The sequence below is a fragment of the Arthrobacter sp. TJ-270 genome, assembly GCF_058269075.1.
Genome location: NZ_JBZCNB010000001.1, coordinates 218,170 through 237,936, shown reverse-complemented (window position 1 = coordinate 237,936; position 19,767 = coordinate 218,170). Strand labels below are relative to the sequence as shown.

Annotated in this window: 21 protein-coding genes and 1 riboswitch; of the genes, 4 read left to right on the top strand and 17 right to left on the bottom strand. The window is 63.7% G+C overall.

What is annotated here, in order from left to right; genetic code table 11:
* Positions 1-62 precede the first annotated feature (62 nt).
* The 7 genes from AC4D2M_RS01150 to AC4D2M_RS01120 form a co-directional block, all read right to left on the bottom strand.
* Positions 63-1,163 carry a carboxylate-amine ligase gene (locus AC4D2M_RS01150; protein ID WP_490889261.1) on the bottom strand — a complete coding sequence of 367 codons (1,101 nt, stop codon included), beginning with the start codon at positions 1,161-1,163 and terminating at the stop codon, positions 63-65.
* 72 nt (positions 1,164-1,235) lie between these two features.
* Positions 1,236-1,634, bottom strand: coding sequence for a fluoride efflux transporter FluC (locus AC4D2M_RS01145; protein ID WP_490889260.1), 399 nt, complete (start codon positions 1,632-1,634; stop codon positions 1,236-1,238).
* Complete coding sequence (locus AC4D2M_RS01140) at positions 1,631-2,032, bottom strand: fluoride efflux transporter FluC (protein WP_490889258.1); 402 nt, start codon at positions 2,030-2,032, stop codon at positions 1,631-1,633. The genes AC4D2M_RS01145 and AC4D2M_RS01140 overlap by 4 nt, the downstream gene beginning before the upstream one ends.
* The gene (locus AC4D2M_RS01135; protein WP_490889256.1) at positions 2,029-2,754 is read right to left on the bottom strand and encodes a metal-dependent transcriptional regulator; all 726 of its coding nucleotides are present in this window, start codon (positions 2,752-2,754) and stop codon (positions 2,029-2,031) included. Before AC4D2M_RS01135 ends, AC4D2M_RS01140 begins: the two co-directional genes overlap by 4 nt.
* Position 2,755: 1 nt before the next feature.
* Positions 2,756-3,649 carry a metal ABC transporter permease gene (locus AC4D2M_RS01130; RefSeq protein WP_490889254.1) on the bottom strand — a complete coding sequence of 298 codons (894 nt, stop codon included), beginning with the start codon at positions 3,647-3,649 and terminating at the stop codon, positions 2,756-2,758.
* Positions 3,650-4,429 (bottom strand): metal ABC transporter ATP-binding protein, encoded by a 780-nt coding sequence (locus tag AC4D2M_RS01125; protein WP_490889253.1) that lies wholly within the window; start codon positions 4,427-4,429, stop codon positions 3,650-3,652.
* Positions 4,426-5,334, bottom strand: a complete 909-nt coding sequence (locus AC4D2M_RS01120; RefSeq protein WP_490889251.1) for a metal ABC transporter substrate-binding protein — start codon at positions 5,332-5,334, stop codon at positions 4,426-4,428. Before AC4D2M_RS01120 ends, AC4D2M_RS01125 begins: the two co-directional genes overlap by 4 nt.
* Before the next feature lie 131 nt (positions 5,335-5,465).
* On the opposite strand from AC4D2M_RS01120, the gene AC4D2M_RS01115 reads away from it, so the two are divergent.
* On the top strand, positions 5,466-5,630 hold the full coding sequence (locus AC4D2M_RS01115; RefSeq protein WP_490889249.1) for a hypothetical protein: 165 nt from the start codon (positions 5,466-5,468) through the stop codon (positions 5,628-5,630).
* 3 nt (positions 5,631-5,633) lie between these two features.
* Here AC4D2M_RS01115 and AC4D2M_RS01110 read toward each other — a convergent pair whose 3' ends face one another.
* The 7 genes from AC4D2M_RS01110 to AC4D2M_RS01080 form a co-directional block, all read right to left on the bottom strand.
* Positions 5,634-6,416 (bottom strand): class I SAM-dependent methyltransferase, encoded by a 783-nt coding sequence (locus AC4D2M_RS01110; protein ID WP_490889248.1) that lies wholly within the window; start codon positions 6,414-6,416, stop codon positions 5,634-5,636.
* 89 nt (positions 6,417-6,505) lie between these two features.
* The gene (locus AC4D2M_RS01105; RefSeq protein WP_490889246.1) at positions 6,506-7,879 is read right to left on the bottom strand and encodes an aminotransferase class V-fold PLP-dependent enzyme; all 1,374 of its coding nucleotides are present in this window, start codon (positions 7,877-7,879) and stop codon (positions 6,506-6,508) included.
* Between the two features lie 28 nt (positions 7,880-7,907).
* A riboswitch (SAM riboswitch) is annotated at positions 7,908-8,023 on the bottom strand.
* Between the two features lie 56 nt (positions 8,024-8,079).
* Positions 8,080-8,904, bottom strand: coding sequence for a histidinol-phosphatase (hisN, locus tag AC4D2M_RS01100; protein WP_490889244.1), 825 nt, complete (start codon positions 8,902-8,904; stop codon positions 8,080-8,082).
* A 158-nt stretch (positions 8,905-9,062) separates the two neighbouring features.
* Positions 9,063-9,266 carry a cold-shock protein gene (locus AC4D2M_RS01095; RefSeq protein WP_026545912.1) on the bottom strand — a complete coding sequence of 68 codons (204 nt, stop codon included), beginning with the start codon at positions 9,264-9,266 and terminating at the stop codon, positions 9,063-9,065.
* Between the two features lie 174 nt (positions 9,267-9,440).
* Positions 9,441-10,562, bottom strand: a complete 1,122-nt coding sequence (rsgA, locus tag AC4D2M_RS01090) for a ribosome small subunit-dependent GTPase A (RefSeq protein WP_490889242.1) — start codon at positions 10,560-10,562, stop codon at positions 9,441-9,443.
* Entirely contained in the window at positions 10,559-11,890 is a 1,332-nt protein-coding gene (gene aroA, locus AC4D2M_RS01085; protein WP_490889240.1) for a 3-phosphoshikimate 1-carboxyvinyltransferase, read from the bottom strand. Before aroA ends, rsgA begins: the two co-directional genes overlap by 4 nt.
* Before the next feature lie 5 nt (positions 11,891-11,895).
* Positions 11,896-12,477 carry a DoxX family protein gene (locus AC4D2M_RS01080; RefSeq protein WP_490889238.1) on the bottom strand — a complete coding sequence of 194 codons (582 nt, stop codon included), beginning with the start codon at positions 12,475-12,477 and terminating at the stop codon, positions 11,896-11,898.
* A gap of 208 nt (positions 12,478-12,685) precedes the next feature.
* Between AC4D2M_RS01080 and AC4D2M_RS01075 the strand changes: the two genes are divergently transcribed.
* Together AC4D2M_RS01075 and rsrA are read left to right on the top strand one after the other, a co-directional pair.
* On the top strand, positions 12,686-13,471 hold the full coding sequence (locus tag AC4D2M_RS01075; protein ID WP_490889237.1) for a sigma-70 family RNA polymerase sigma factor: 786 nt from the start codon (positions 12,686-12,688) through the stop codon (positions 13,469-13,471).
* Entirely contained in the window at positions 13,468-13,728 is a 261-nt protein-coding gene (gene rsrA, locus AC4D2M_RS01070) for a mycothiol system anti-sigma-R factor (RefSeq protein ID WP_490889236.1), read from the top strand. Before AC4D2M_RS01075 ends, rsrA begins: the two co-directional genes overlap by 4 nt.
* A gap of 82 nt (positions 13,729-13,810) precedes the next feature.
* On the opposite strand, the gene AC4D2M_RS01065 is transcribed toward rsrA, so the two are convergent.
* Positions 13,811-13,885 (bottom strand): 50S ribosomal protein bL37, encoded by a 75-nt coding sequence (locus AC4D2M_RS01065; protein ID WP_369299106.1) that lies wholly within the window; start codon positions 13,883-13,885, stop codon positions 13,811-13,813.
* A 192-nt stretch (positions 13,886-14,077) separates the two neighbouring features.
* Here AC4D2M_RS01065 and AC4D2M_RS01060 point away from each other — a divergent pair, with 192 nt between their 5' ends.
* Positions 14,078-15,049, top strand: a complete 972-nt coding sequence (locus AC4D2M_RS01060; protein WP_490889234.1) for a zinc-binding dehydrogenase — start codon at positions 14,078-14,080, stop codon at positions 15,047-15,049.
* Between the two features lie 36 nt (positions 15,050-15,085).
* Here the strand turns inward: AC4D2M_RS01060 and AC4D2M_RS01055 are convergent, their stop codons facing one another.
* Together AC4D2M_RS01055 and AC4D2M_RS01050 are read right to left on the bottom strand one after the other, a co-directional pair.
* Positions 15,086-15,685: a GDSL-type esterase/lipase family protein gene (locus tag AC4D2M_RS01055; protein ID WP_490889233.1), complete on the bottom strand. Its 600-nt coding sequence runs from the start codon at positions 15,683-15,685 to the stop codon at positions 15,086-15,088.
* Between the two features lie 129 nt (positions 15,686-15,814).
* Positions 15,815-19,645: a multifunctional oxoglutarate decarboxylase/oxoglutarate dehydrogenase thiamine pyrophosphate-binding subunit/dihydrolipoyllysine-residue succinyltransferase subunit gene (locus AC4D2M_RS01050; protein ID WP_490889231.1), complete on the bottom strand. Its 3,831-nt coding sequence runs from the start codon at positions 19,643-19,645 to the stop codon at positions 15,815-15,817.
* Positions 19,646-19,767 lie beyond the last annotated feature (122 nt).

The following is a 19,767-nucleotide window of genomic DNA, read 5'->3' as shown; positions in this document are numbered from 1 at the left end:
CCTGAGTTGTCAGGACACACCCCTCATGCGCGGCATTAGGGTGTGTCCTGCCGGCTTCGCATTTACCGCTCGGCGGTGAGCGTCGCGGTGTAGAGGTCAATCAGCCCGGTCATGCCGCTCTGCTCCATCGCACGGCGCTGACGGACCGCGCCGGTGCCCCGCTCCCAGACCGTCTTCAGGCAGGTCTGGATCCAGTGTGAATCACCGGCGTCGTCCAGCGCCGTGCCGATGTGCTCCAGCAGCCGGTCCATCTGTTCCCGGGCGGGCGTCAGCTCTCCGGTCAGGGGATTGACGACGACGCCCCCCAGCCCCTCCCGCGCCGCCTGCCACTGGGCTGCATCCAGCAGCTCGGGGTCCGGATCAGGGAACGGTGCGCCGGCGAGCGCTTCATTGACTGCCGTGGTGACCAGGCCGCGTACCAGACCGGCAATCAGCACGGAGTCCTGCGCTTCCAGCTGGGAATCAGCCGTGCGCACCTCCAGGGTGGGGTAATGGTCTGAAAGCCGCGCCACCCAGGTGAGGACGCCGCGGTCAATAATCACTCCGGTGTCGAGCAGGCGCTGGATGCGCCGTTCATAATCCGCTGCATCCGCAAAAATAGGCGCACAACCCTGCACAGGCCAGCGGCGGTAGTGCACCGTCCGCCAGCTCGCAAATCCGCTGTCCCGGTCCAGCCAGAACGGCGAATTGGTGCTGAGCGCGGTAATGATCGGAAGCCACGGACGGGTCCGGTTGAGGGCCTGCACACCGGTCTCCTTGTCCGGAATCCCCACATGCACGTGCAGTCCGTTGACGAACTGGTCCGCCACGATTCCCCGGGCGCTCGACTTCAACTCGTAGTAGCGCTGCTTGTCCGTGAGCTTGGGATAACCCTCCTCGATGCGCGGCGCGGTTGCCGAGCCCGACGCCCGGACGCCTGACTTCCGCGCCGCGGCCGAAAGCTGGCGCCGGAAGTTCAGGAGCGATTCCTCCGCCTCGGTGAGCGTCTGGCACACCGGCGTCGCCGTCTCAATCTGGCAACTGAGCAACTCCCGCTGGATATCTTCACCCTTGACCGTGCCGCCGGTTTCCAGCAGCGCCTGGACCTCGGACGCATTGAAGACGGGCAATCCTGTTGCCGGATCGAGCAGGAGGTACTCTTCTTCAATTCCCAGCGTGGTCATGGAGGGCCTTCCGGTGGAGCGAGCAGCTTCCCCCAGTGTAGGCAGACAGACCGGTGTCCATGGGCGCCCGTGTCACACCGCAGCTGTCGCCAGCAGGCCCAGCCACGCTGCCGCGAGCCCGCATCCCAGGTTGGAAATCACATGAACGACGGCGGCAGCCTGCCTCCTGCCCTGCCACAGCGAGACGGCGGCGACCGTGAAGGTGCTGAACGTGGTGAGGCCACCCGCCAGCCCGGCGGCCAACACAGAGTACCAATGGGCATCGATGGCGGAGTTCAGCAGCATGCCCCAGAGAACGCCGATGCCGCCGGACCCCAGGGTATTGACCACCAGTGTGCCGCCGGGGAAGGGAGGTTTCGGCGGTATGGGGTGCCGCCGTCGTGCACGGAGCGTTTCAAACCCCCTGTCGATGCTGAAGCGAACCAGCGCTCCGACCATGCCGCTGATGCCGACCATGGCCGCAAGGATCACGCCGCTGTCCTCTGTCCGGCCGCGATCCCGGCTGCTGCGGCAGCAAGGCCCACCGCGAGTGACACCGCCAGATATGGCACCAGGAGGACGGGTTCCGTGACCATCGTCAGCGTGACTGCCGAGAACGTGGTGAAGGAGCCGAGGATCCCCGGCCCGAGCCCGGCCTGCAGCCACCGGGGTTCCCGCGTGCCACCTGCCCACAGGGCTGTCAGCCAACCAAGCACAAAACTGCCCGCAACGTTGAGTCCAAGCGTGGTCCAGGGAAAGACTGCGGGCGTCTCCGGAACCAGCAGACCGAGCAGGTAGCGCGCTTCCGTTCCAATGAACCCGCCGATCGCAACGGCGGTCCATATCTTCCAGCCAATGCGTGCGGGAAGATCGTGCGGCTGTGCGGTCATTGGACCAAACTACAGCCGGCGTGATCTCCCACCGATTCCACCCAGATGGACCGGGTGAGCTCATCACCGAAGCTGAGATCGCGGGCGCCGCTGCCTGTGCCGACGCGGGCCTGCAGGGGGCCGCCGAAAGGCGTCCGCCGCAGCACTGTGACGGGAGAACCGATGCCCACCTCTTCGGCGGCCAGGAATCGCAGCAGCTGAGGGTTCTCATCGCTGATCCTGGTCACCCGTCCTGAGTGCCCGTCGTCGAAGCTGTCCAGGGGGAGCGCATCCGGAAGGGAAATCGAACCTGCCGCCGTCGGGATTGGGTCACCGTGCGGATCGACTGCGGGGAAAGAGAGCCGGGCGTCCAGCCGATCGATGAAGGTATCAGAGACGGTGTGCTCGAGCAGCTCGGCCTCATCATGCACTTCGTCCCACCGGTAGCCGAGGTCCTGCACCAGGAAAGTCTCGAGCAGCCGGTGGCGTCTCACCATGGCCAGAGCCAGACGCCTGCCGTCAACGGTGAGTTCAACGGGTCGGTACGGTTTGTGGTCAACAAGACCCAGCTCGGCCAGCTTCCGGATCATCTCGGACACCGACGAGTTAGCCACGGATAGCCGGGTTGCGAGCCGTGACGCCGTTACTGGCTCATCGTGCCATTCCGACAGCGCGTAAATGGTCTTCACATAGTCTTGGACGCTCGAGGAGTCGACGCCGGGAGCGTTTGTTTTCGCGGCCATGTCAGGCCGCCTGCGTAACGTCGGAACGGCCTCGCCGCTGCCGTTGCCTCAGTTGCCGTTGCCTCAGTTGTCGGATGAGTCCGGTGCGAGGCGCCGCGAAGTAGGCCACGGCAAACGCCAGCGCTTGCGCAAGCACCACGGATGCTCCTGTGGAGATATCGAGGTAGTAACTTGCATAGACCCCGGAGACGGCAGCTGTTGTGGTGATCAGGACAGCGAGAATCAGCATGTGGTCGAAGCTGCGTGTCAGCAGGAACGCCGTAGCGCCCGGCGTGATCAGCATCGCCACGACGAGGATGATCCCGACCGCCTGCAGTCCGACCACGACGCTGAGGGCGAGAAGCCCCAGCAGAAGTGCGCCCAGTGCCTTCGTGTTCAATCCGATTACATGCGCATGTGTGCGGTCAAAAGCGAGCAGGGTGAGATCACGCCGCTTGAACAGCACAATTCCGAGCGTCAGCGCTCCGAGGATCAGCACCTGCCAGAGTTCGCCGTCCGTGACGCCGAGAACGTTTCCGAAGAGGATGTGCATGAGGTCCACCTGGGACGGTGTCCGCGAGATAATCGCCAGACCCACGGCGAAGAGTGCGGTGAACACCACACCGATCACTGTGTCTGACTTCAGTTTCGTGGTCGATTTCACGGCACCGATCAACGCAACTGCCCCCGCCCCGAAGATGAACGCACCGATTGAAAACGGAATACCGACAATATACGCAAGCGCGACCCCGGGCAGCACGGCGTGGGACACTGCATCGCCCATCAGCGACCAGCCCATCAGGATGAGCCAGCAGGACAGAACTGAAGCAACGACGGCGGCCGCGAGGGTGACCAGGAGCGCACGGGTCAGGAAACCGTACTGCAGCGGTTCGAGGATGAATGTGACGGGGTCCATTTATGCTCCCGGTGAGGCGGTAGCGGCGGCACGTGGGCCCGTGGCGCTGAACGCCCGCGCCAGGTTCGCGTGGGTGAGCACCCTGGCGGGCGTTCCCTCGGCAAGGATGCGTTGGTGCAGCAGGATCGCGCGGTCGCACAGTTGGGGGAGGCCCTCGAGGTCGTGCGTGGACATCAACACGGTTCTTCCCTCATCCTTCAGTTGGTGAAGTAGCTCAACGATGGTGCCCTCGCTGCCCTTGTCCACGCCTGCGAAGGGTTCATCGAGGAGGAGGAGCTGGGCGTCCTGCGCGATTCCCCGTGCAACGAAGGCCCGCTTCTTTTGACCGCCGGAAAGCTCTCCGATCTGCCGGTTGCGCAGTTCCGCCAGACCCACCCGCTCGAGTGCTTCAGTTACGGTGTTGCGATCGGCCCGCGACGGATGCCGCAGCGGCCCCATGTGCGCGTAGCGGCCCATCATGACTACGTCGCCGACTGACACGGGGAAGTTCCAGTCGACGTCTTCGGACTGCGGCACGTAGGCCACCAGCTTGCCTTTCCGGGCTGCTGTGGAGGTCCGGCCGAAGAGTGAGAGGGACCCTCGCTGGGCGGTTACCAGCCCCATCAGGCACTTGAAGAGGGTGGACTTTCCGGAGCCGTTCACTCCGATCAGCCCGCACACCTGGGCGCGGTGGAGGGTGAAGCTCACGTCGTCGAGCGCGGTGACATCGCCGTAGTGCACGCTCAAGCGTTCGACGGCGATTGCCGGCTGTGCGGTTTGTCCGGTGGATGTCAGGGTCATGAGCCTAATCCTTCGACGATGAGGTTGATGTCGTGCCGCAACAGGTCAAGGAAGGTGGGAACCGGTCCGTCGGCCTCCGACAGGGAGTCCACGTACAGTGGGCCGGCAAGCGTGGCACCGGTGCTGTTGGCGACCTGTTGCTGCGCCGACGGGTTCACTGTGGACTCGCAGAAGACCGTTGGCACGTTGTGCTCCTCGACGAACGAGATGACGTCCTTGATTTGCCGTGGTGTGCCTTCGCTATCGGCATTGACCGGCCAGATGAAGGCTTCTTTCAGACCGGCGTCACGGGCGAGGTAGGAGAAAGCTCCTTCGCAGGTGACCAGTGCCGGCGTTGCCGTGTCCGTTTCGAAGGCGCTCTCGAGATCGGTCAGCAGTATCTGAAGCTCCTTCTTCAGTGCGGTGCCATTGGTCGCGTAGTCTTCGGAGTTGGCCGGGTCGAGGTCCGACAGTGCGGTAACGATGTTGTCGACATAGATTTGTGCGGCCTTCGGCGACATCCACGCGTGCGGATTGGGAAGCCCCTCATAGTCTCCGGACCTGATGTCAACGGGGACCACACCCTCTGACAGCACCACGTGCGGCGCATCGACAGACAGTACGAAACGCTCGAACCAGCGCTCCAGTCCCAGACCGTTATCGAGGATCAGGTCGGCATCCTGCGCATTGATGAGGTCGGAGGGCGTTGGCTCATATCCGTGGATCTCGGTACCGACCTTGGTGATGGATTCGACCCGGATATGGTCACCGGCCACTGTACGGGTGAGATCCGCAAGGACGGAGAATGTGGTCAACACCACGGGGCGCGGATCAGCATCGGCCGCTGTACGGTCCGTGCGCGGGTTGCCGCATCCCGACAGCACGAGCAACCAGATGAGGCATACCGGAAATATAAATTTCGGCATACCTAAATCTAACTCGCCTCATCCCTGGATGGCTAGCCTCAGGGCGGGACCGGGCGGAGGTTCCCTCGACAGGACACGCCCGGCAGTGCAGAGTGGGTGCAGACACCAACGCGACCCAGGAGGCCGGCAGGATGAGCGAAGAGTCAATGTACGAGGAAGAACCGCGAGAGCACAGCGAACAGCCCGCGGAAGGGGACCGGTCGCAGGATCCGGCCGACACAGGGACGCATGCGCAGGATCCTGCGGAGGGTGCGGATTCCGCGGCGGAAACATCCGGGGCCTCGGACCCGGACTAGGGATCACATGCCGGCGGAGCCGGTGCTGTCGAGGCGGACGGCCCGCCAGCAGTAGGTCAGATACGGCAGGTTGAGCACGGCTTCGGGATTGTGCCCGAGGTGGTCGTGGAGGTACCAGGACAGGTTCGCCTCCACTTTCGCACGCGTGCCCAGCGAAGCGTTCTGATAGTAGCTGCGGGACCGGGCGAGTTCAACGATGTCCGGAGCCGGGAGGGCCTGGGTCCAGGCGACTACCATCGATTCCGGTTCCGAGAAGAGTGGTCCCAACGCGGGACGGTAGTTCGGCCGGAACACGTCTCCGGCATGCATGATGCGGGAGAGCCGGTGCACCCACGGCACGCTGACATCCAGCTGATTCCAGACAAGGCCGAGGACTCCTCCCGGTACCAGGATGCGCGCCGCTTCCGCGCTCGCCGACGCCGCGTCGCACCAGTGCCAGGCCTGGGCAATTGAAACAACATCAACGCTCGCAGTGCCGAGACCGGATGCCTCGGCCGTGCCCTGAACTTTCTCCACCGCCGGGAGCTGCTGTCCTAGGACGGAGAGCATGTCCTCCGACGGATCGATCGCCGTCACCTCAGGGCAACGGTGGATGAGCTCCCTCGTGAACTTTCCTGTTCCCGCCCCGATATCGGCAGCGCGCCGTGCATCCCGCGGGACGAGCCAGTCCACACATTCCGGGGGATACCCCGGACGGACGCGCTCATAGCGCTCACTGTCCTGCAGATAGCCCCGAGCCAACTCACGACGGCGGTGCTCAGCGAGGCGCGGACCCCCAACGCCCATGACGATAGCTCCTGTCGATACTTGATCAGAACCCGTCAATTAAATCACCCGGTCTCGACTGCTCGGGAAACGGGAGTGTCAGCGCGCCATCAGTCAGCTGTGCAGGGTGCTGCGCCCGCAGTTCCCGGAGTGTGCGGAGCCCAATCCGGGAAGGAACGGGTCTCGACAGCCGGTACCCAACGCCCTGCGTCGACAACATAGTCGGTTCCCAGCCCATCCCGGATGAGTGAGGCGAGGCCGGTGAGCAGCCTGTCGACATCGTCCTGCCGCGATCCGAGCCCGAAGCTTGCGCGCAGCGATCCCGATGGCAGGCCCAGGCGCTTCAGCAGCGGGTGGGCGCAGAACTTCCCGTCCCGCAACCCCACGCCATGCTCCGCGGAAAGGTAGGCGGCGACGAGGCCGGCGTCGTAACCGTGGACGGAGAAGTTCACCACACCGATTGCGTCGGTGCTGTCGGAGAAGATGCGGTGTACGGTGACGCCGGTAAGGGCGGAGAGCCCGTCCACCAGGGCGTTCCGCAAATCTGATTCATGGCGGAGCCAGTCTTCCGCGTCCAGGGCTGCAATAACCTCCGTCGCGTGGGCAAGCGCTGCTGCGCCCAGGACGTTCGGCGACCCGCCTTCATGCCGTGCAGGGCCGGTTGTCCAGGAAACTGAATCGACCTTCACCGCCTTCACGGCGCCGCCGCCGGCAAGGTGGGGTGTTCCGACGTCAAGCCAGTCAGGCCTGCCGACCAAAACTCCGGACCCGAACGGTGCATACAGCTTGTGCCCGGAGAAAGCGACGTAATCGATGCCGTCATGCCCGATATCCATCCGTCGGTGCGGGGCCAGTTGGGCTGCGTCGACGACGATGCGTGCGCCATGAGCATGGGCGAGGGCGGCGAGCCGGTTGATGGGCAGAACCTCACCGGTCACGTTTGAGGCACCGGTTACGGCAAGCAGGTTGATTCCCCCGGAAGCCAACACCTCCTCCACAGCGGTAAACGTCGCCTCTATCGTGTCGGCGGCGACGAGTCCGCGATGGGGGCGGCCCAGCCAGGGCAGGAGATTGGCATGGTGTTCCAGGTCGAGGTAAAGGACCTCGCCGTCTCCAGGTACGCAACCTGCCAGGAGATTCAGGGAGTCCGTGGTGTTTCGGGTGAAGATGACCGCGTCGTCTTCACGACCGCCGACGAAGGTCCGGACGGTCTTCCGTGCATTCTCGTACAGCGACGTTGAAATTTGGGATGCGTATCCGGCGCCCCGGTGAACGCTGGCGTAGTAGGGCAGAACGCTCTGCAGGTAGTCATTGACCTGCTGCAGTGCCGGCGTCGAAGCGGCGTAGTCCAGATTGACGTAGCGGACAGCGGTGCCGTCAACCAGCGGCGCCTGCAGTTCAGCGCCCAACACTGACGCAAGCGGCGCCGCGGACAGTTCGCTGGTGCTCTCTAGAAGTGCATTGCTCACGGAAGTTAACCCCATAGTGGTCTCAAGGGACCTGCCAAGGGAGGCCCCGCGCTTGCCGAACCACTTCTCTGGAACGGCCTGGTCGTCACCCGGGGCACCCCACCGCGGAAGGAGGGTTGCCGGCCAGCAAACCGGGGTTTATCGCTGGCACTCGTGACCAATGAGTCCAGAATAAGACAGTCCGGACCCTCCGTTCGCTTTGTTACGTGGCTACGTCAGGCACCCGTATTCTCCTGGAGCAGATCGTCCAGCGAAGGGTTGAGCATCTTCAGGACATCGTTATGCAGGGTGCTGTTGGTTGCGAGCGCGTTACCGCCGAAGGGCCCGTCCGCGCCTTCCAATGATGTGAACCGGCCACCGGCTTCCGTAACAATCGGTACCAGGGCGGCCATGTCGTACAGGTTGAGTTCAGGCTCACACGCGATGTCCACAGCGCCCTCAGCGACGAGGCAGTATGACCAGAAGTCACCATAGGCCCGTGTACGCCAGACCGATTCGGTGAGAGATACGAATTCATCGAGGTTGCCGCGTTCCTTCCATCCCGACAGGCTCGAGTAGGAGAGTGAGGCATCTTCCAGACGAGACACGCTTGAGACCCGGAGGCGTGTTGCGGCGGCCAGCGACTTGCCGGTGAAAGCTCCCGTCCCGGTTGCTGCCCACCACCGTTTCCCGAGGGCGGGAGCGCTGACGACGCCGACGACAGGGCGGCCCTCATCCACCAGAGCGATGAGTGTGGCCCACACCGGCACTCCACGGACAAAGTTCTTGGTGCCGTCGATCGGGTCGATGATCCACCGCCGCGAGCCCGCGCCGCTGCTCCCGAATTCCTCGCCGAGCACGGCATCCCGCGGGCGGGCGCGTGAGAGTTGTCCGCGGATTGCCTCTTCCGCTGACTTGTCTGCATCGGTAACCGGGGTGTAGTCCGGCTTGGTCTCAACCGCCAGATCCAACGCCTTGAACCTGGACATGGTCTGGTCATCGACGGAATCGGCCATCACATGGGCAAGGCGAAGGTCATCGTTGTAGCTCTGGAGGTTCATACTGTTCAACCTATATCCTCGGGACGCGCAGATGCGGGAGGCCTGATGCCCGGGGCGTTGAGTGCCCTTGCACGTGGGCGATGCCCGCTGACTGCGGTCTTAACGCAAGGAAGGGACATCGGCCGATAGCCGATGTCCCTTCCTTTGAAAACTAAGAGTTAGAGAACGGAGATGTTCTCAGCCTGGGGGCCCTTGGGTCCCTGGGTGGTCTCGAAGCTGACCTTCTGGTTCTCCTCGAGCGAGCGGAAGCCGCCGGAGTTGATTGCGGAGAAGTGAGCGAAGACGTCAGCGCCGCCGTCGTCAGGAGCGATGAATCCAAAGCCCTTTTCAGCGTTAAACCACTTGACTGTACCTGTTGCCATTTAAATCATTCCTTGAGTGTAGGATCCCCCCGTACTTCGGGGTTCCCGTCGCGGTGTTCCATCGCCTGCAAAAAAAGCTTTCGAACTCCGTAGAGAAATCAAGGCTAAATATTCATGCGCAACACAACAACTACGTTCAGTCTAGCAGGCAATGAGCCGCTGTGCGCGCACCGGCTATTGGAGCCCTAACTCTTTCGAGCCTTGGGCGGGCTCGATCCCAGCACCGAGCAGCCTTCGCAGGGAAGCTAGGCGCACGGGTCCCGACTCTCCGGCGTCCCCGGAATCGACCCAGCCGTCCAACCCGCAGTTGACTGCGGTGTCGTCGTGTCTGCACCCCCGTTCGCACTGCTCGGTCCCGGGCGCGAGATCCGGGAAGGCGGCCAGGATGCGGTCGGCATCGACATGGGCGAGGCCGAAGGAACGAATCCCCGGCGTGTCGATGATCCACGTGCCGGGCGCGGAGTCGGCGGCCTTGAGCGCGTAGGCCGACGAAGAGGTATGGCGACCGCGGCCGGTCACCGCGTTGACGCCGCCGGTGGCACGGTTGGCTCCCGTGAGCGCATTCACCAGGGTGGACTTGCCGACCCCGGAGTGGCCTAGGAGCACGCTCACCTTCCCCTCCAGGAGACCCTTCAGCCGGCTTACGGCACCCGGGGCCAGCAGCGCGGAAGTGCCGCTGGCGGAGGTCGTTTCGACGCCGTCGGGGGTGGAGGCGGTCTGGCTCGTGATGATGAGCAGGTCGAGGTGTTCGTAATTGGCCAGCAGGTCCGCCGGATCCTTGAGGTCCGCCTTGGTGACGCACAGCAGCGGCTGGATACCGGCGTCGTACGCGGCGACCAGCGCGCGGTCGATGAATCCGGTGCGCGGTTCGGGGTTGGCGGCAGCCACGACGATTACCAGCTGGTCGGCGTTGGCGACCACCGCCCGCTCCACGGGATCTGTGTCATCGGCGCTGCGTCGCAGGAGGGTGTGTCGATCCTGGATCCGGACCAGCCGGGCAAGGGTGTCCGGCTCGCCGCTCACATCACCCACCAGTGCAACGAGGTCGCCGGCAACGACGGGGGAGCGGCGCAGCTCCCGGGCACGGGCGGCAATGACAATGCGTTCCGCGTTCGTGTCTTCATCCACGACGGCGGTATACCGTCCGCGGTCCACAGTGATGATCCGGCCGGTCACCGCGTCATCGTGAGCCGGGCGGTCCTTGGTGCGGGGACGGGAACCCTTCTTGTTCGGCCTGATGCGGACATCGGACTCGTCCCAGGAGGAGGTCCCACGCCTGGACCCGGCGGGTGTCACAGTGAGTCGCTCGGATCAGCGGTGGCTGCCACTGCCTCCCACAGCTCGGGGAATTGGGGCATGGTCTTACCGGTTGTTGCAATGTTTTCGATCTCGACGCCCTCCACCGCGAGGCCGAGGATTGCCCCTGCGGTGGCCATGCGGTGGTCATCGTAGGTGTGGAAAGGGCCACCGTGCAGCGGAGCCGGTCGAATGATCAGTCCGTCGGCTGTCTCTTCGGCATCGCCGCCGAGACGCGTGATCTCGGCGACAAGCGCCGCGAGGCGGTCCGTTTCGTGACCGCGCAGGTGGGCGATGCCCGTCAGCACCGACGGCGACTGTGCAAGCGCGCACAGCGCAGCCACAGTAGGTGCCAGCTCGCTGGTATCAGCGAGTTCAGCGCCCGTGATCATCCCGGAGCCCCGGACCACGAGAGTGGAATCACTGGTCAGTTCGACGGCGGCGCCAAACATGGGCAGTATGGTCCGCCACTTCTCACCGACCTGTGTGGTGTTAGCGGGCCAGTGAGGGATCCGTACAGTTCCGCCCGTGGCAACGGCCGCGGCGAGGAACGGTCCCGCGTTGGAAAGATCCGGCTCGATGCGCACGTCAAACCGGTTGATGGTCCCAGGCTCCACACGCCACGTGTTGGGCACGGAGTCGTCCACGACGACGCCGACCTCGCGCAGTACTTGGACGGTCATCGAGATGTGGTCCAGACTCGGGACAGGCTTGCCCACATGCTGCAGATGGAGGCCTTCGGCGAAACGCGCGCCAGCGAGGAGCAGCGCCGACACGAACTGAGAGGAGGCGCTGGCGTCTATGACCAGGGTGCCTCCCTCCACGGATCCGGAACCGGCGACCGTGAAGGGGAGGGCGTCGTCGTCGTTCTCGAGGTTGACGCCGAGACCGCGTAGCGCGCTGATCACCGCACCCATCGGCCTCCGGCGGGCATGCGGGTCACCGTCGAACGAGGTACGTCCGTTGCGGAGCGCTGCCAGCGGCGGGACGAAGCGCATCACCGTACCGGCCAACCCGCAGTCCACGCTTGCCTCCCCCGATGCATCCGCCGGGATGGGGGTGATGAGCAGGTCCGGTCCGAACGTGCCGTCGCCCTCGACCTCCTCCACGTGGGCACCGAGCGATCTCAGTGCATCCACCATCAGCTGTGAATCCCTCGAGTGGAGCGGAGCGCGCAGCCTGCTCGGACCGTCGGCAAGTGCGGCAAGGATGAGGTACCTGTTGGTCAGCGACTTCGACCCCGGGACCTCGACCGTTGCATCAACGGGGCCTCGTGCGTGTGGTGCAGGCCAGAACGACGTGGATGGTGCAGCGGACAGCGCGCTCATGCCCCTTAGCTACCCGTGACTTCCGACGCCGTCTTGCGCACTGCCTTCTCGGCGATCTTGAGGCGCTTTTCAGTGTCGCGGGCCAGCGAACGTGCGCTCTTGCGCGTGTCATGGCTCAGAGCGAGAGCATTTCGGCGCGCATCTTCGGCGAAGTGTTCTGCACGCCATGCCCAGCTCGGGCGTCCGTTGGTGTCCACCGCTGCAAGCAGCACGGCACCCATCAGGGAGAGGTTCTTGATGAGCTGATTACGCCGGTCCTTGCGGGCTTTCGACGTGGATGAGTCGGCGTTGTTGAACTCGACTATGGCGTTCAGCGCAGACGTACCGACCAGCACCGTCGCTGAAAGCCGGGAGAAACGGCCGATCCCCAGCAGCACCGCCGCACCGAGATGCGCCGCGCCGAGGACCTTCGCGACGCGCTGTTCGTTGCCCGTGGCCGATGCTGCCGCGGGCACCGCCTTGGTGATGCGGTCCAGGGTAGGACGTAGAGCTGTGGCCGTGGCGTCGGTGTGCCGAAGCCGGTCAATGCCCGTGAGGACGAAGCTGCTGGCGAGCAATGGGCGGGCGAGTACGCGAACAAGGGTCACAATGCCTCCTGGCTTCCAGCACCCCTGGAGGCACCGGATCTACTTATGCGAACAACGTCAGTTACAACCGTGGATGGAATGTGTCTAGTTTTGCACTTTTGGCGCATCGAGGCGATCCGGCTGCGGCGTCCGCGCCGGAATATCCGCATCCGTCCGATGGTTGTGAATACCGGAGCCTGAACATCGGACAGACGGATACGAGGAGCAGATGGGTACAGCAACATCGGTACGGGACCAGATGCCGCGCCTCCACGTGGACGCACCGGCACGTCCGGCGCAGCGCCGGCGAACCGTCGGGCGCGTAGACTTTGCAGCAATGAATACCACAGCCGCGGCGGGACCCACCCCGGCCGAAGATGAGGAACTGGACCTGTCAACCGAGTCCGTTGCGGAGCGGACTGCACGGTTCGAGCGGGATGCCATGCAGTATGTGGATCAGCTGTATTCGGCCGCGATGAGAATGGCACGCAATCCGGCTGATGCCGAGGATCTCGTGCAGGAGGCCTACACCAAGGCGTTCTCCGCATTTCACCAGTACAAGCCGGGCACCAATCTCAAGGCGTGGCTGTACAGGATCCTTACCAACACATACATCAATCTCTACCGCAAACGGCAGCGCGAGCCCCTGCAGTCCCACTCGGACACCATCGAGGACTGGCAGTTGGCCAAGGCGGCCGAGCACACCTCGTCAGGATTGCGCTCGGCCGAGGTGGAAGCACTCGACCACCTTCCCGATTCGGATGTGAAGCAGGCTCTGCAGGCCATCCCCGAGGAGTTCCGCCTGGCGGTCTACTTCTCGGATGTCGAGGGCTTCGCATACAAGGAAATCTCGGAAATCATGAACACACCGATCGGCACTGTGATGTCACGGCTGCACCGCGGACGCAAGCTCCTGCGGGATCTGCTGTCCGAGTATGCTCACGAGCGGGGCATGGGTGCCGCGGTACGCGCCTCCACAGCTGATCGTGGAACTACACAGGAGAACGGAAAATGAGCGACTGCCATAGCCTTGGCGACTGCGACGATTCAAGGATCGAACGACTCTATGAGTACCTTGACGGCGCCCTCTCGCACTCCGATCTGGTCGAGATCAAGGACCACCTTGAGGACTGCCCGGATTGCGCCCAGGAACACGACCTGGAGTGCCTTATCCGGTCGGTTGTGAAGCGGTCCTGCACTGAGGTCGCACCGGCGAAACTGAAGGCGAACATTCTTGATCGCATCAGCCAGATCAAGACCGTGGACCACTAAGGCTCCCTTCAGAAGGACCGCCGACAGACAGAAGAACCCCCGTACAGGTACGGGGGTTCTTCTGTCTGCTTTGACCGTGATGTCAGGTGTTGGGGCGCTTACCGTGGTTAGCGCCGCCGCGCTTGCGATCACGGCGCTTGCGTGCACGCTTGCTCATGGCTGCCTCCTTACGTTTGCCTGTTTTGGCTTTGCCGATCGACCACATGGGTCCGGACTGCCCTCCAGTCTCCCACACGCAAGCGCGGGGAACCTAAACGGGCGGGCCTGCCTTTCGGGTGCGTCTGCCGGATAGCTCGTGCCTAGGATGGAACGGAAGCATCCCCAGCAAACCCGAGCGAAGGAGCGCCGAATGCGCGCAGTGTACGCCGAGTCGATGTCCGCTCAGTCCCCGCTCGAGGGACTGCGGGTGGGTGAGCTTCCGGAACCTGAGGTGCCGACAGGCTTCCGCCGGGTTCGGGTGCGGGCCTCTACCCTGAACCATCACGACCTGTGGACATTGCGCGGGGTCGGCCTAGGCCAGGACAAGCTGCCGATGATCCTCGGCTGTGACGGCGCCGGAGTGGACGACGACGGCAATGAAGTCATTGTGCACAGCGTCATTTCCTCGCCGGGCTGGCAGGGTGATGAAACCCTGGACCCCCGCCGATCCCTGCTCTCCGAGCACTATCCAGGCACAATGGCGGACTACGTGTGGGTGCCGGAGCGAAACCTGGTACCGAAGCCCACGGACCTGAGCTTTGAGGAGGCAGCGTGCCTGCCGACCTCCTGGCTGACTGCATACCGGATGCTGTTTACGACGTCGCCCGCTGCTCCAGGCTCGACCGTCCTGGTGCAGGGGGCTGGAGGCGGTGTCTCCACCGCGCTCATCCTTCTCGCCGCAGCGTCCGGTTACCGGGTGTGGGTCACCAGCCGCAGCGAAGAGAAGCGGCGAATGGCGCTGAAACTGGGAGCGGCCGACGCGTTCGACGCCGGTGCCCGGCTTCCGGAGCGCGTCGACGTCGTGTTCGATTCGGTCGGAGAAGCAACCTGGGCGCACTCACTGAAAGCTCTGAAGCCGGGTGGCGCCGTCGTTACCTGCGGCGCCACGAGCGGCCCGGCTCCGTCGGCGGACCTGAACCGCGTGTTCTTTCTGCAGTTGCGCGTGCTGGGCTCCACCATGGGTACCCGTGACGAGCTCCAACGTCTGGCCCAGTTCCTTGCCGTGACCGGAGTTCGCCCGACCATCGACTCAGTTCATGCGCTGGAGGACGCACGCGCAGGATTTGAGCGTATGGCTGGCGGCGGCGTCTTTGGGAAGGTTGTTCTCAACCACGGGACCTGATGCCGGCGCCCTCCCGGACATCGGCCAGTCCTCACGTCAGGCGGGTGCGGGAATCTCCAGCCACTGGAACCAGCCGCGGTGGAGGACGAGCCACGCTATGAGACCGTAACCGGCCTGACCCGGTCCGCCGCCATTCTTAGCCAGATCAGAACGCCACTGCTCATGGGCATGCAGGGGAGTGAAGGTGTCGACGTACACATGTTTACGGCGCGTCGTCACGTCCGCGAAAGCCGCCGAGAGGTCGGCAAGTCGGCGGTTCCGTTCCGCATCCAGTCCCGGCGGCGGTCCGACCACCAGCACCTTGATGCTCATCTGCGCTGCCCCGTCGAGGATGTTCGCGAGATTCAGCCGGCTTCGCGCCGTGGAAATCTCCAGATCGAGATCGCGGTCCGACAGTCCTATGAGCAGGCGGTTTTCCGTGTTGTCCGCGAACCTGCGGCTGGACTCTTCCAGCCAACGGGCTGCCAGAGCCTCAGTCCCCTCACCCGGAGCGGCCAGGCTGAACGCTTCGAGCGTTGCGTTATCCGGCGTGGTCCGCGCCAAGACCCTGCCGAGCCAACCGAGTGCCCGCGGATCACCCAGTCCCGCGAGTAGTTCGTCTCCCACTGCGGCAAGCCTTATTCTGCGCTGTTCCACTCGTCACCTCTGGTTGCTTGTCGTGTTGTTTCTGGATGGTTGCGCGATTACATAGCCATCCATGCGGGAAACGCCAATGGGCAGGGTCCCAACAGACCCTGCCCATTGTACGTTCGGGCCCCAGGCTTACTAGTTGTGGTCGAACGCGTTCTTGATGAGGATTTCCTGTTCCACCGCGTGGTGCTTGGCTGACCCGGTTGCCGTCGATGCAGAGGCCGGACGGGATACCAGCCGAAGCTGACGGTCCAGGTGCTGCGGGAGGTTCAGGCCGATGAAGGGCCAGGGTCCCTGGTTCGCCGGTTCGTCCTGAGCCCACACCACATCCGCGTCCGGGTATTTGGAGATGGCGGTCTTGATTTCGTCCACAGGGAGTGGCGCCAACTGCTCCACGCGCAGGATTGCGGTTGAGATGTCATCCGCCTTCTGGCGGGCGGCTGCCAAATCGTAGTAGAGCCGGCCGGAGACCAACAACACACGCTTGACATCCGACGGGTTGAGCCCGGCGGTGTCCTCGATGACCGGCTCGAATCCGCCCTGCGTGAAGTCTTCCACGCTGCTTGCCGCTGCCTTCAGGCGCAACAACTGCTTCGGCGTGAAGATGATGAGCGGCTTCCGGGGGCGGCTGTACGCCTGCCGCCGCAGCAGGTGGAAGTGTGACGCTGCCGTGGTGGGGTTGGCCACGACCATGTTGTCTTCCGCGCACATCTGCAGGAATCGCTCGATGCGTGCCGACGAGTGGTCCGGTCCCTGGCCCTCATAGCCGTGGGGGAGCATCAGTACAAGCGAGGAACGCTGGCCCCACTTCTGCTCGGCCGAAGAGATGAACTCATCGATGATGGTCTGCGCCCCATTGACGAAGTCACCGAACTGGGCTTCCCACAGCACGAGTGCGTCGGGCCGCTCCACCGAGTAGCCGTACTCGAACCCCATGGCTGCGTACTCGGACAGCAGTGAGTCGTAGATCCAAAACTTGGCCTGTCCTTCGCTGAGCTCCCCGAGCGGTAGCCACTCGTTGCCGTTGGCGCGGTCGTGGAACACCGCGTGCCGTTGGACGAAGGTCCCGCGGCGGGAGTCCTGTCCGGCGAGACGCACCGGCACGCCTTCCATCAGCAGGGAACCAAAAGCCGCGATTTCACCGAAGCCCCAGTCGATCCCACCTTCGCGTGACATTTGCTCGCGCTTCTCGAGCAACGCCTTGAGCTTGGGGTGGACGGTGAAGCCCTCGGGGAAGGCCAGATGAGCCTTTCCGATGTGCGCCAGCGTCTCCGCCGTGATTGCAGTACTCGCCGGTACTCCCACTCCGTTATCGCGCTGGGCGATAGGGCGCTCGATGTTGGAGACAGCTGCGGAGTCCTTGGTGACCACTGGAATCGGCGAGGTTTGGGCGGCATGCGTTTCCGCGAAGACACGCTCGAGCCTCTCCTGGTAGTCGCGCAATGCCTGCTCGGCTTCTTCCTGGCTGATGTCGCCGCGACCGATCAGGGCCTCGGTGTACAGCTTGCGCACCGAACGCTTTGCCTCGATCAGGTTGTACATCATCGGCTGTGTCATCGAGGGGTCGTCGCCCTCGTTGTGGCCGCGCCTGCGGTAGCAGACCATGTCGATGACAACATCCTTGTTGAACCGCTGGCGGAACTGGTACGCGAGCTGGGCCACCCGAACCACGGCCTCCGGATCGTCACCGTTCACGTGGAAGATCGGGGCCTGCACCATCTTGGCGACGTCGGTTGAGTACACCGAGGAGCGGGATGCGGTGGGCGAAGTTGTGAAGCCGACCTGGTTATTCACGATGATGTGGATGGTTCCACCGGTGCGGTAACCGCGCAGCTGGGAGAGGTTCAACGTTTCCGCCACCACGCCCTGGCCGGCAAACGCAGCGTCACCGTGGATCAGGATCGGCAGGACGGGGAACGTGTCTCCCTGATCCAATCGGTCCTGCTTGGCGCGCACAATTCCCTCAAGCACGGAATCGACGGCCTCCAGGTGCGATGGGTTCGCCGCGAGGTAGACCTTCGTTTCATTGCCGCTGTCCGAGGTGTAGGTGCCCTCGGTGCCGAGGTGATACTTCACGTCGCCGGAACCCTGCACGGAACGCGGATCCTGGGTGCCCTCGAACTCGCGGAAAACCTGCGCGTAGGTCTTTCCGGCGATGTTGGTGAGGACGTTCAGGCGTCCGCGGTGAGCCATGCCAATGGCCACCTCGTCCAGTCCGTCGTCTGCGGCGTCGGACAGGATAGCGTCCAGGAGCGGAATCAGTGATTCCCCGCCTTCCAGCGAGAACCGCTTCTGACCGACAAACTTGGTCTGCAGGAAGGTTTCGAAGGCCTCCGCAGCGTTCAGCCGGTGCAGGATGCGCAACTGTTCCTCACGGCTCGGCTTCGAATAGGAGTGCTCAAGCTCGTCCTGGAACCACTGGCGTTCCTCGGGATCCTGGATATGCATGTACTCGATGCCGGTGGTCCTGCAGTAGGCGTCCCGAAGTACGCCGAGGATGGTCCGGAACTTCAGCGCGGGCTTCCCACCGAAACCGCCGGTGGGCCATTCACGGTCCAGATCCCACAGCGTCAGCCCGTGGGTGCGGACATCGAGGTCAGCGTGCTTACGCTGCACGTACTCGAGCGGATTGGTGTCCGCCATGAGATGGCCGCGCACACGGTAGGCATGGATCAACTGCTGAATACGGGCAACCTTGTTGATCTCGTCCATCGGATCAACCTGGATGTCCGCGCTCCAGCGCACAGGCTCGTACGGGATGCGGAGGGCTTCAAAGATGTCGTCGTAAAAGTTCTGCTCACCGAGCAGGAGCTGGTGCACGATCCGGAGGAACTCTCCGCTGCCCGCACCCTGGATGACGCGGTGGTCGTAGGTCGAGGTAAGCGTGATCGTCTTGCTGATCGCGTGCTGTGCCAGCGTCTTCTCGCTGGCACCCTGGAATGCCGCCGGGTACTCCAGCGCACCGGCGCCGATGATGCAGGCCTGACCCTTCGACAGACGGGGAACCGAGTGAACAGTACCGATGCCTCCGGGATTGGTGAGGGAGACAGTGGTGCCGGCGTAATCATCAGCGCCGAGTTTGCCTGCCCGTGTCCGCTTCACGAGGTCTTCGTAGGCATGCCAGAACTCGGAGAAGTTGAGCGTCTCCGCCTTCTTGATGTTGGGCACAACCAGCAGTCGGGTGCCGTCCGGCTTCGGCATGTCGATCGCCAGACCGAAGTTCACATGGGCAGGCTGCACCGCTGCAGGCTTGCCGTCGACGACGTCGTAGTAGACATTCTGGGACGGGAACTGCGCCAGGGCCCGGATGATCGCGTAACCGATGATGTGGGTGAACGAGACCTTGCCGCCGCGAGCGCGCTCGAGATGGTTGTTGATGACCACCCGGTTGTCGATGAGCAGCTTTGCCGGCACGGAGCGCACGCTGGTTGCGGTGGGAACCGTGAGGCTGGCGTCCATGTTGGTGGCAATCGCCTTGGCCGGCCCGCGAAGGACCGTGACGGTGTCTTCGTCCATTTCCGGGTTGAGCTCCGATTTGGGGAGTTGAGCGGGGATCGGAGCCTTTTCCGGCTTGGCTTCCGGCTTAGTCTCTGCCTTTGCTTCAGTCTTGGCCTCAGGAGCCGGCTGCTCCGCACCCTTGTCCTTGCCGGGATCCTTGGCGACCGGAGGCTTGCCGGACTCCTGGGTTGCGGCCGGTGACTCACCCGAGGCCTTGGGCGCGTTCTGCTCTGCCGAGACGACGGGCAGTTCCCGCGTAGGCGGATGGGGATCGGAACCGGCTGACCGCTGCGCTGCATGCCGCCCATTGTCCGAGCCGCTGTCTTCGGCCTCGAAGGATTCGAAAAGGCTCCACCACTTTTTGTCTACCGAGCTCCGGTCCTGCCGGAATTGCTCATAGAGCTCATCCACAAGCCATTCGTTTCCGCCGAATTCTTCCGGTAGACGGTGGTTGGGTTGTTGTGGCACTTGTTATACGCCCTCTTCCATGAGTTGCCCTTGGCCCAAAAAAGGTTTACGTCGGCGCTCGCCTGACCCTGTTGACCTGCCCTTCAGTCTAATGACAGTTTTGGGCAACAAGCCAATCTCGC

Bases quoted from the DNA above. Each gene is read 5' to 3' on its own strand.
- AC4D2M_RS01120 (WP_490889251.1), bottom strand. From the start codon at position 5,334: ATGCCGAAATTTATATTTCCGGTATGCCTCATCTGGTTGCTCGTGCTG.
- AC4D2M_RS01150 (WP_490889261.1), bottom strand. From the start codon at position 1,163: ATGACCACGCTGGGAATTGAAGAAGAGTACCTCCTGCTCGATCCGGCA.
- AC4D2M_RS01110 (WP_490889248.1), bottom strand. From the start codon at position 6,416: ATGGGCGTTGGGGGTCCGCGCCTCGCTGAGCACCGCCGTCGTGAGTTG.
- AC4D2M_RS01115 (WP_490889249.1), top strand. From the start codon at position 5,466: ATGAGCGAAGAGTCAATGTACGAGGAAGAACCGCGAGAGCACAGCGAA.
- AC4D2M_RS01130 (WP_490889254.1), bottom strand. From the start codon at position 3,649: ATGGACCCCGTCACATTCATCCTCGAACCGCTGCAGTACGGTTTCCTG.
- AC4D2M_RS01135 (WP_490889256.1), bottom strand. From the start codon at position 2,754: ATGGCCGCGAAAACAAACGCTCCCGGCGTCGACTCCTCGAGCGTCCAA.
- hisN (WP_490889244.1), bottom strand. From the start codon at position 8,904: ATGAACCTCCAGAGCTACAACGATGACCTTCGCCTTGCCCATGTGATG.
- AC4D2M_RS01075 (WP_490889237.1), top strand. From the start codon at position 12,686: ATGGGTACAGCAACATCGGTACGGGACCAGATGCCGCGCCTCCACGTG.
- rsrA (WP_490889236.1), top strand. From the start codon at position 13,468: ATGAGCGACTGCCATAGCCTTGGCGACTGCGACGATTCAAGGATCGAA.
- AC4D2M_RS01060 (WP_490889234.1), top strand. From the start codon at position 14,078: ATGCGCGCAGTGTACGCCGAGTCGATGTCCGCTCAGTCCCCGCTCGAG.
- aroA (WP_490889240.1), bottom strand. From the start codon at position 11,890: ATGAGCGCGCTGTCCGCTGCACCATCCACGTCGTTCTGGCCTGCACCA.
- AC4D2M_RS01105 (WP_490889246.1), bottom strand. From the start codon at position 7,879: ATGGGGTTAACTTCCGTGAGCAATGCACTTCTAGAGAGCACCAGCGAA.
- AC4D2M_RS01125 (WP_490889253.1), bottom strand. From the start codon at position 4,429: ATGACCCTGACATCCACCGGACAAACCGCACAGCCGGCAATCGCCGTC.
- AC4D2M_RS01140 (WP_490889258.1), bottom strand. From the start codon at position 2,032: ATGACCGCACAGCCGCACGATCTTCCCGCACGCATTGGCTGGAAGATA.
- AC4D2M_RS01095 (WP_026545912.1), bottom strand. From the start codon at position 9,266: ATGGCAACAGGTACAGTCAAGTGGTTTAACGCTGAAAAGGGCTTTGGA.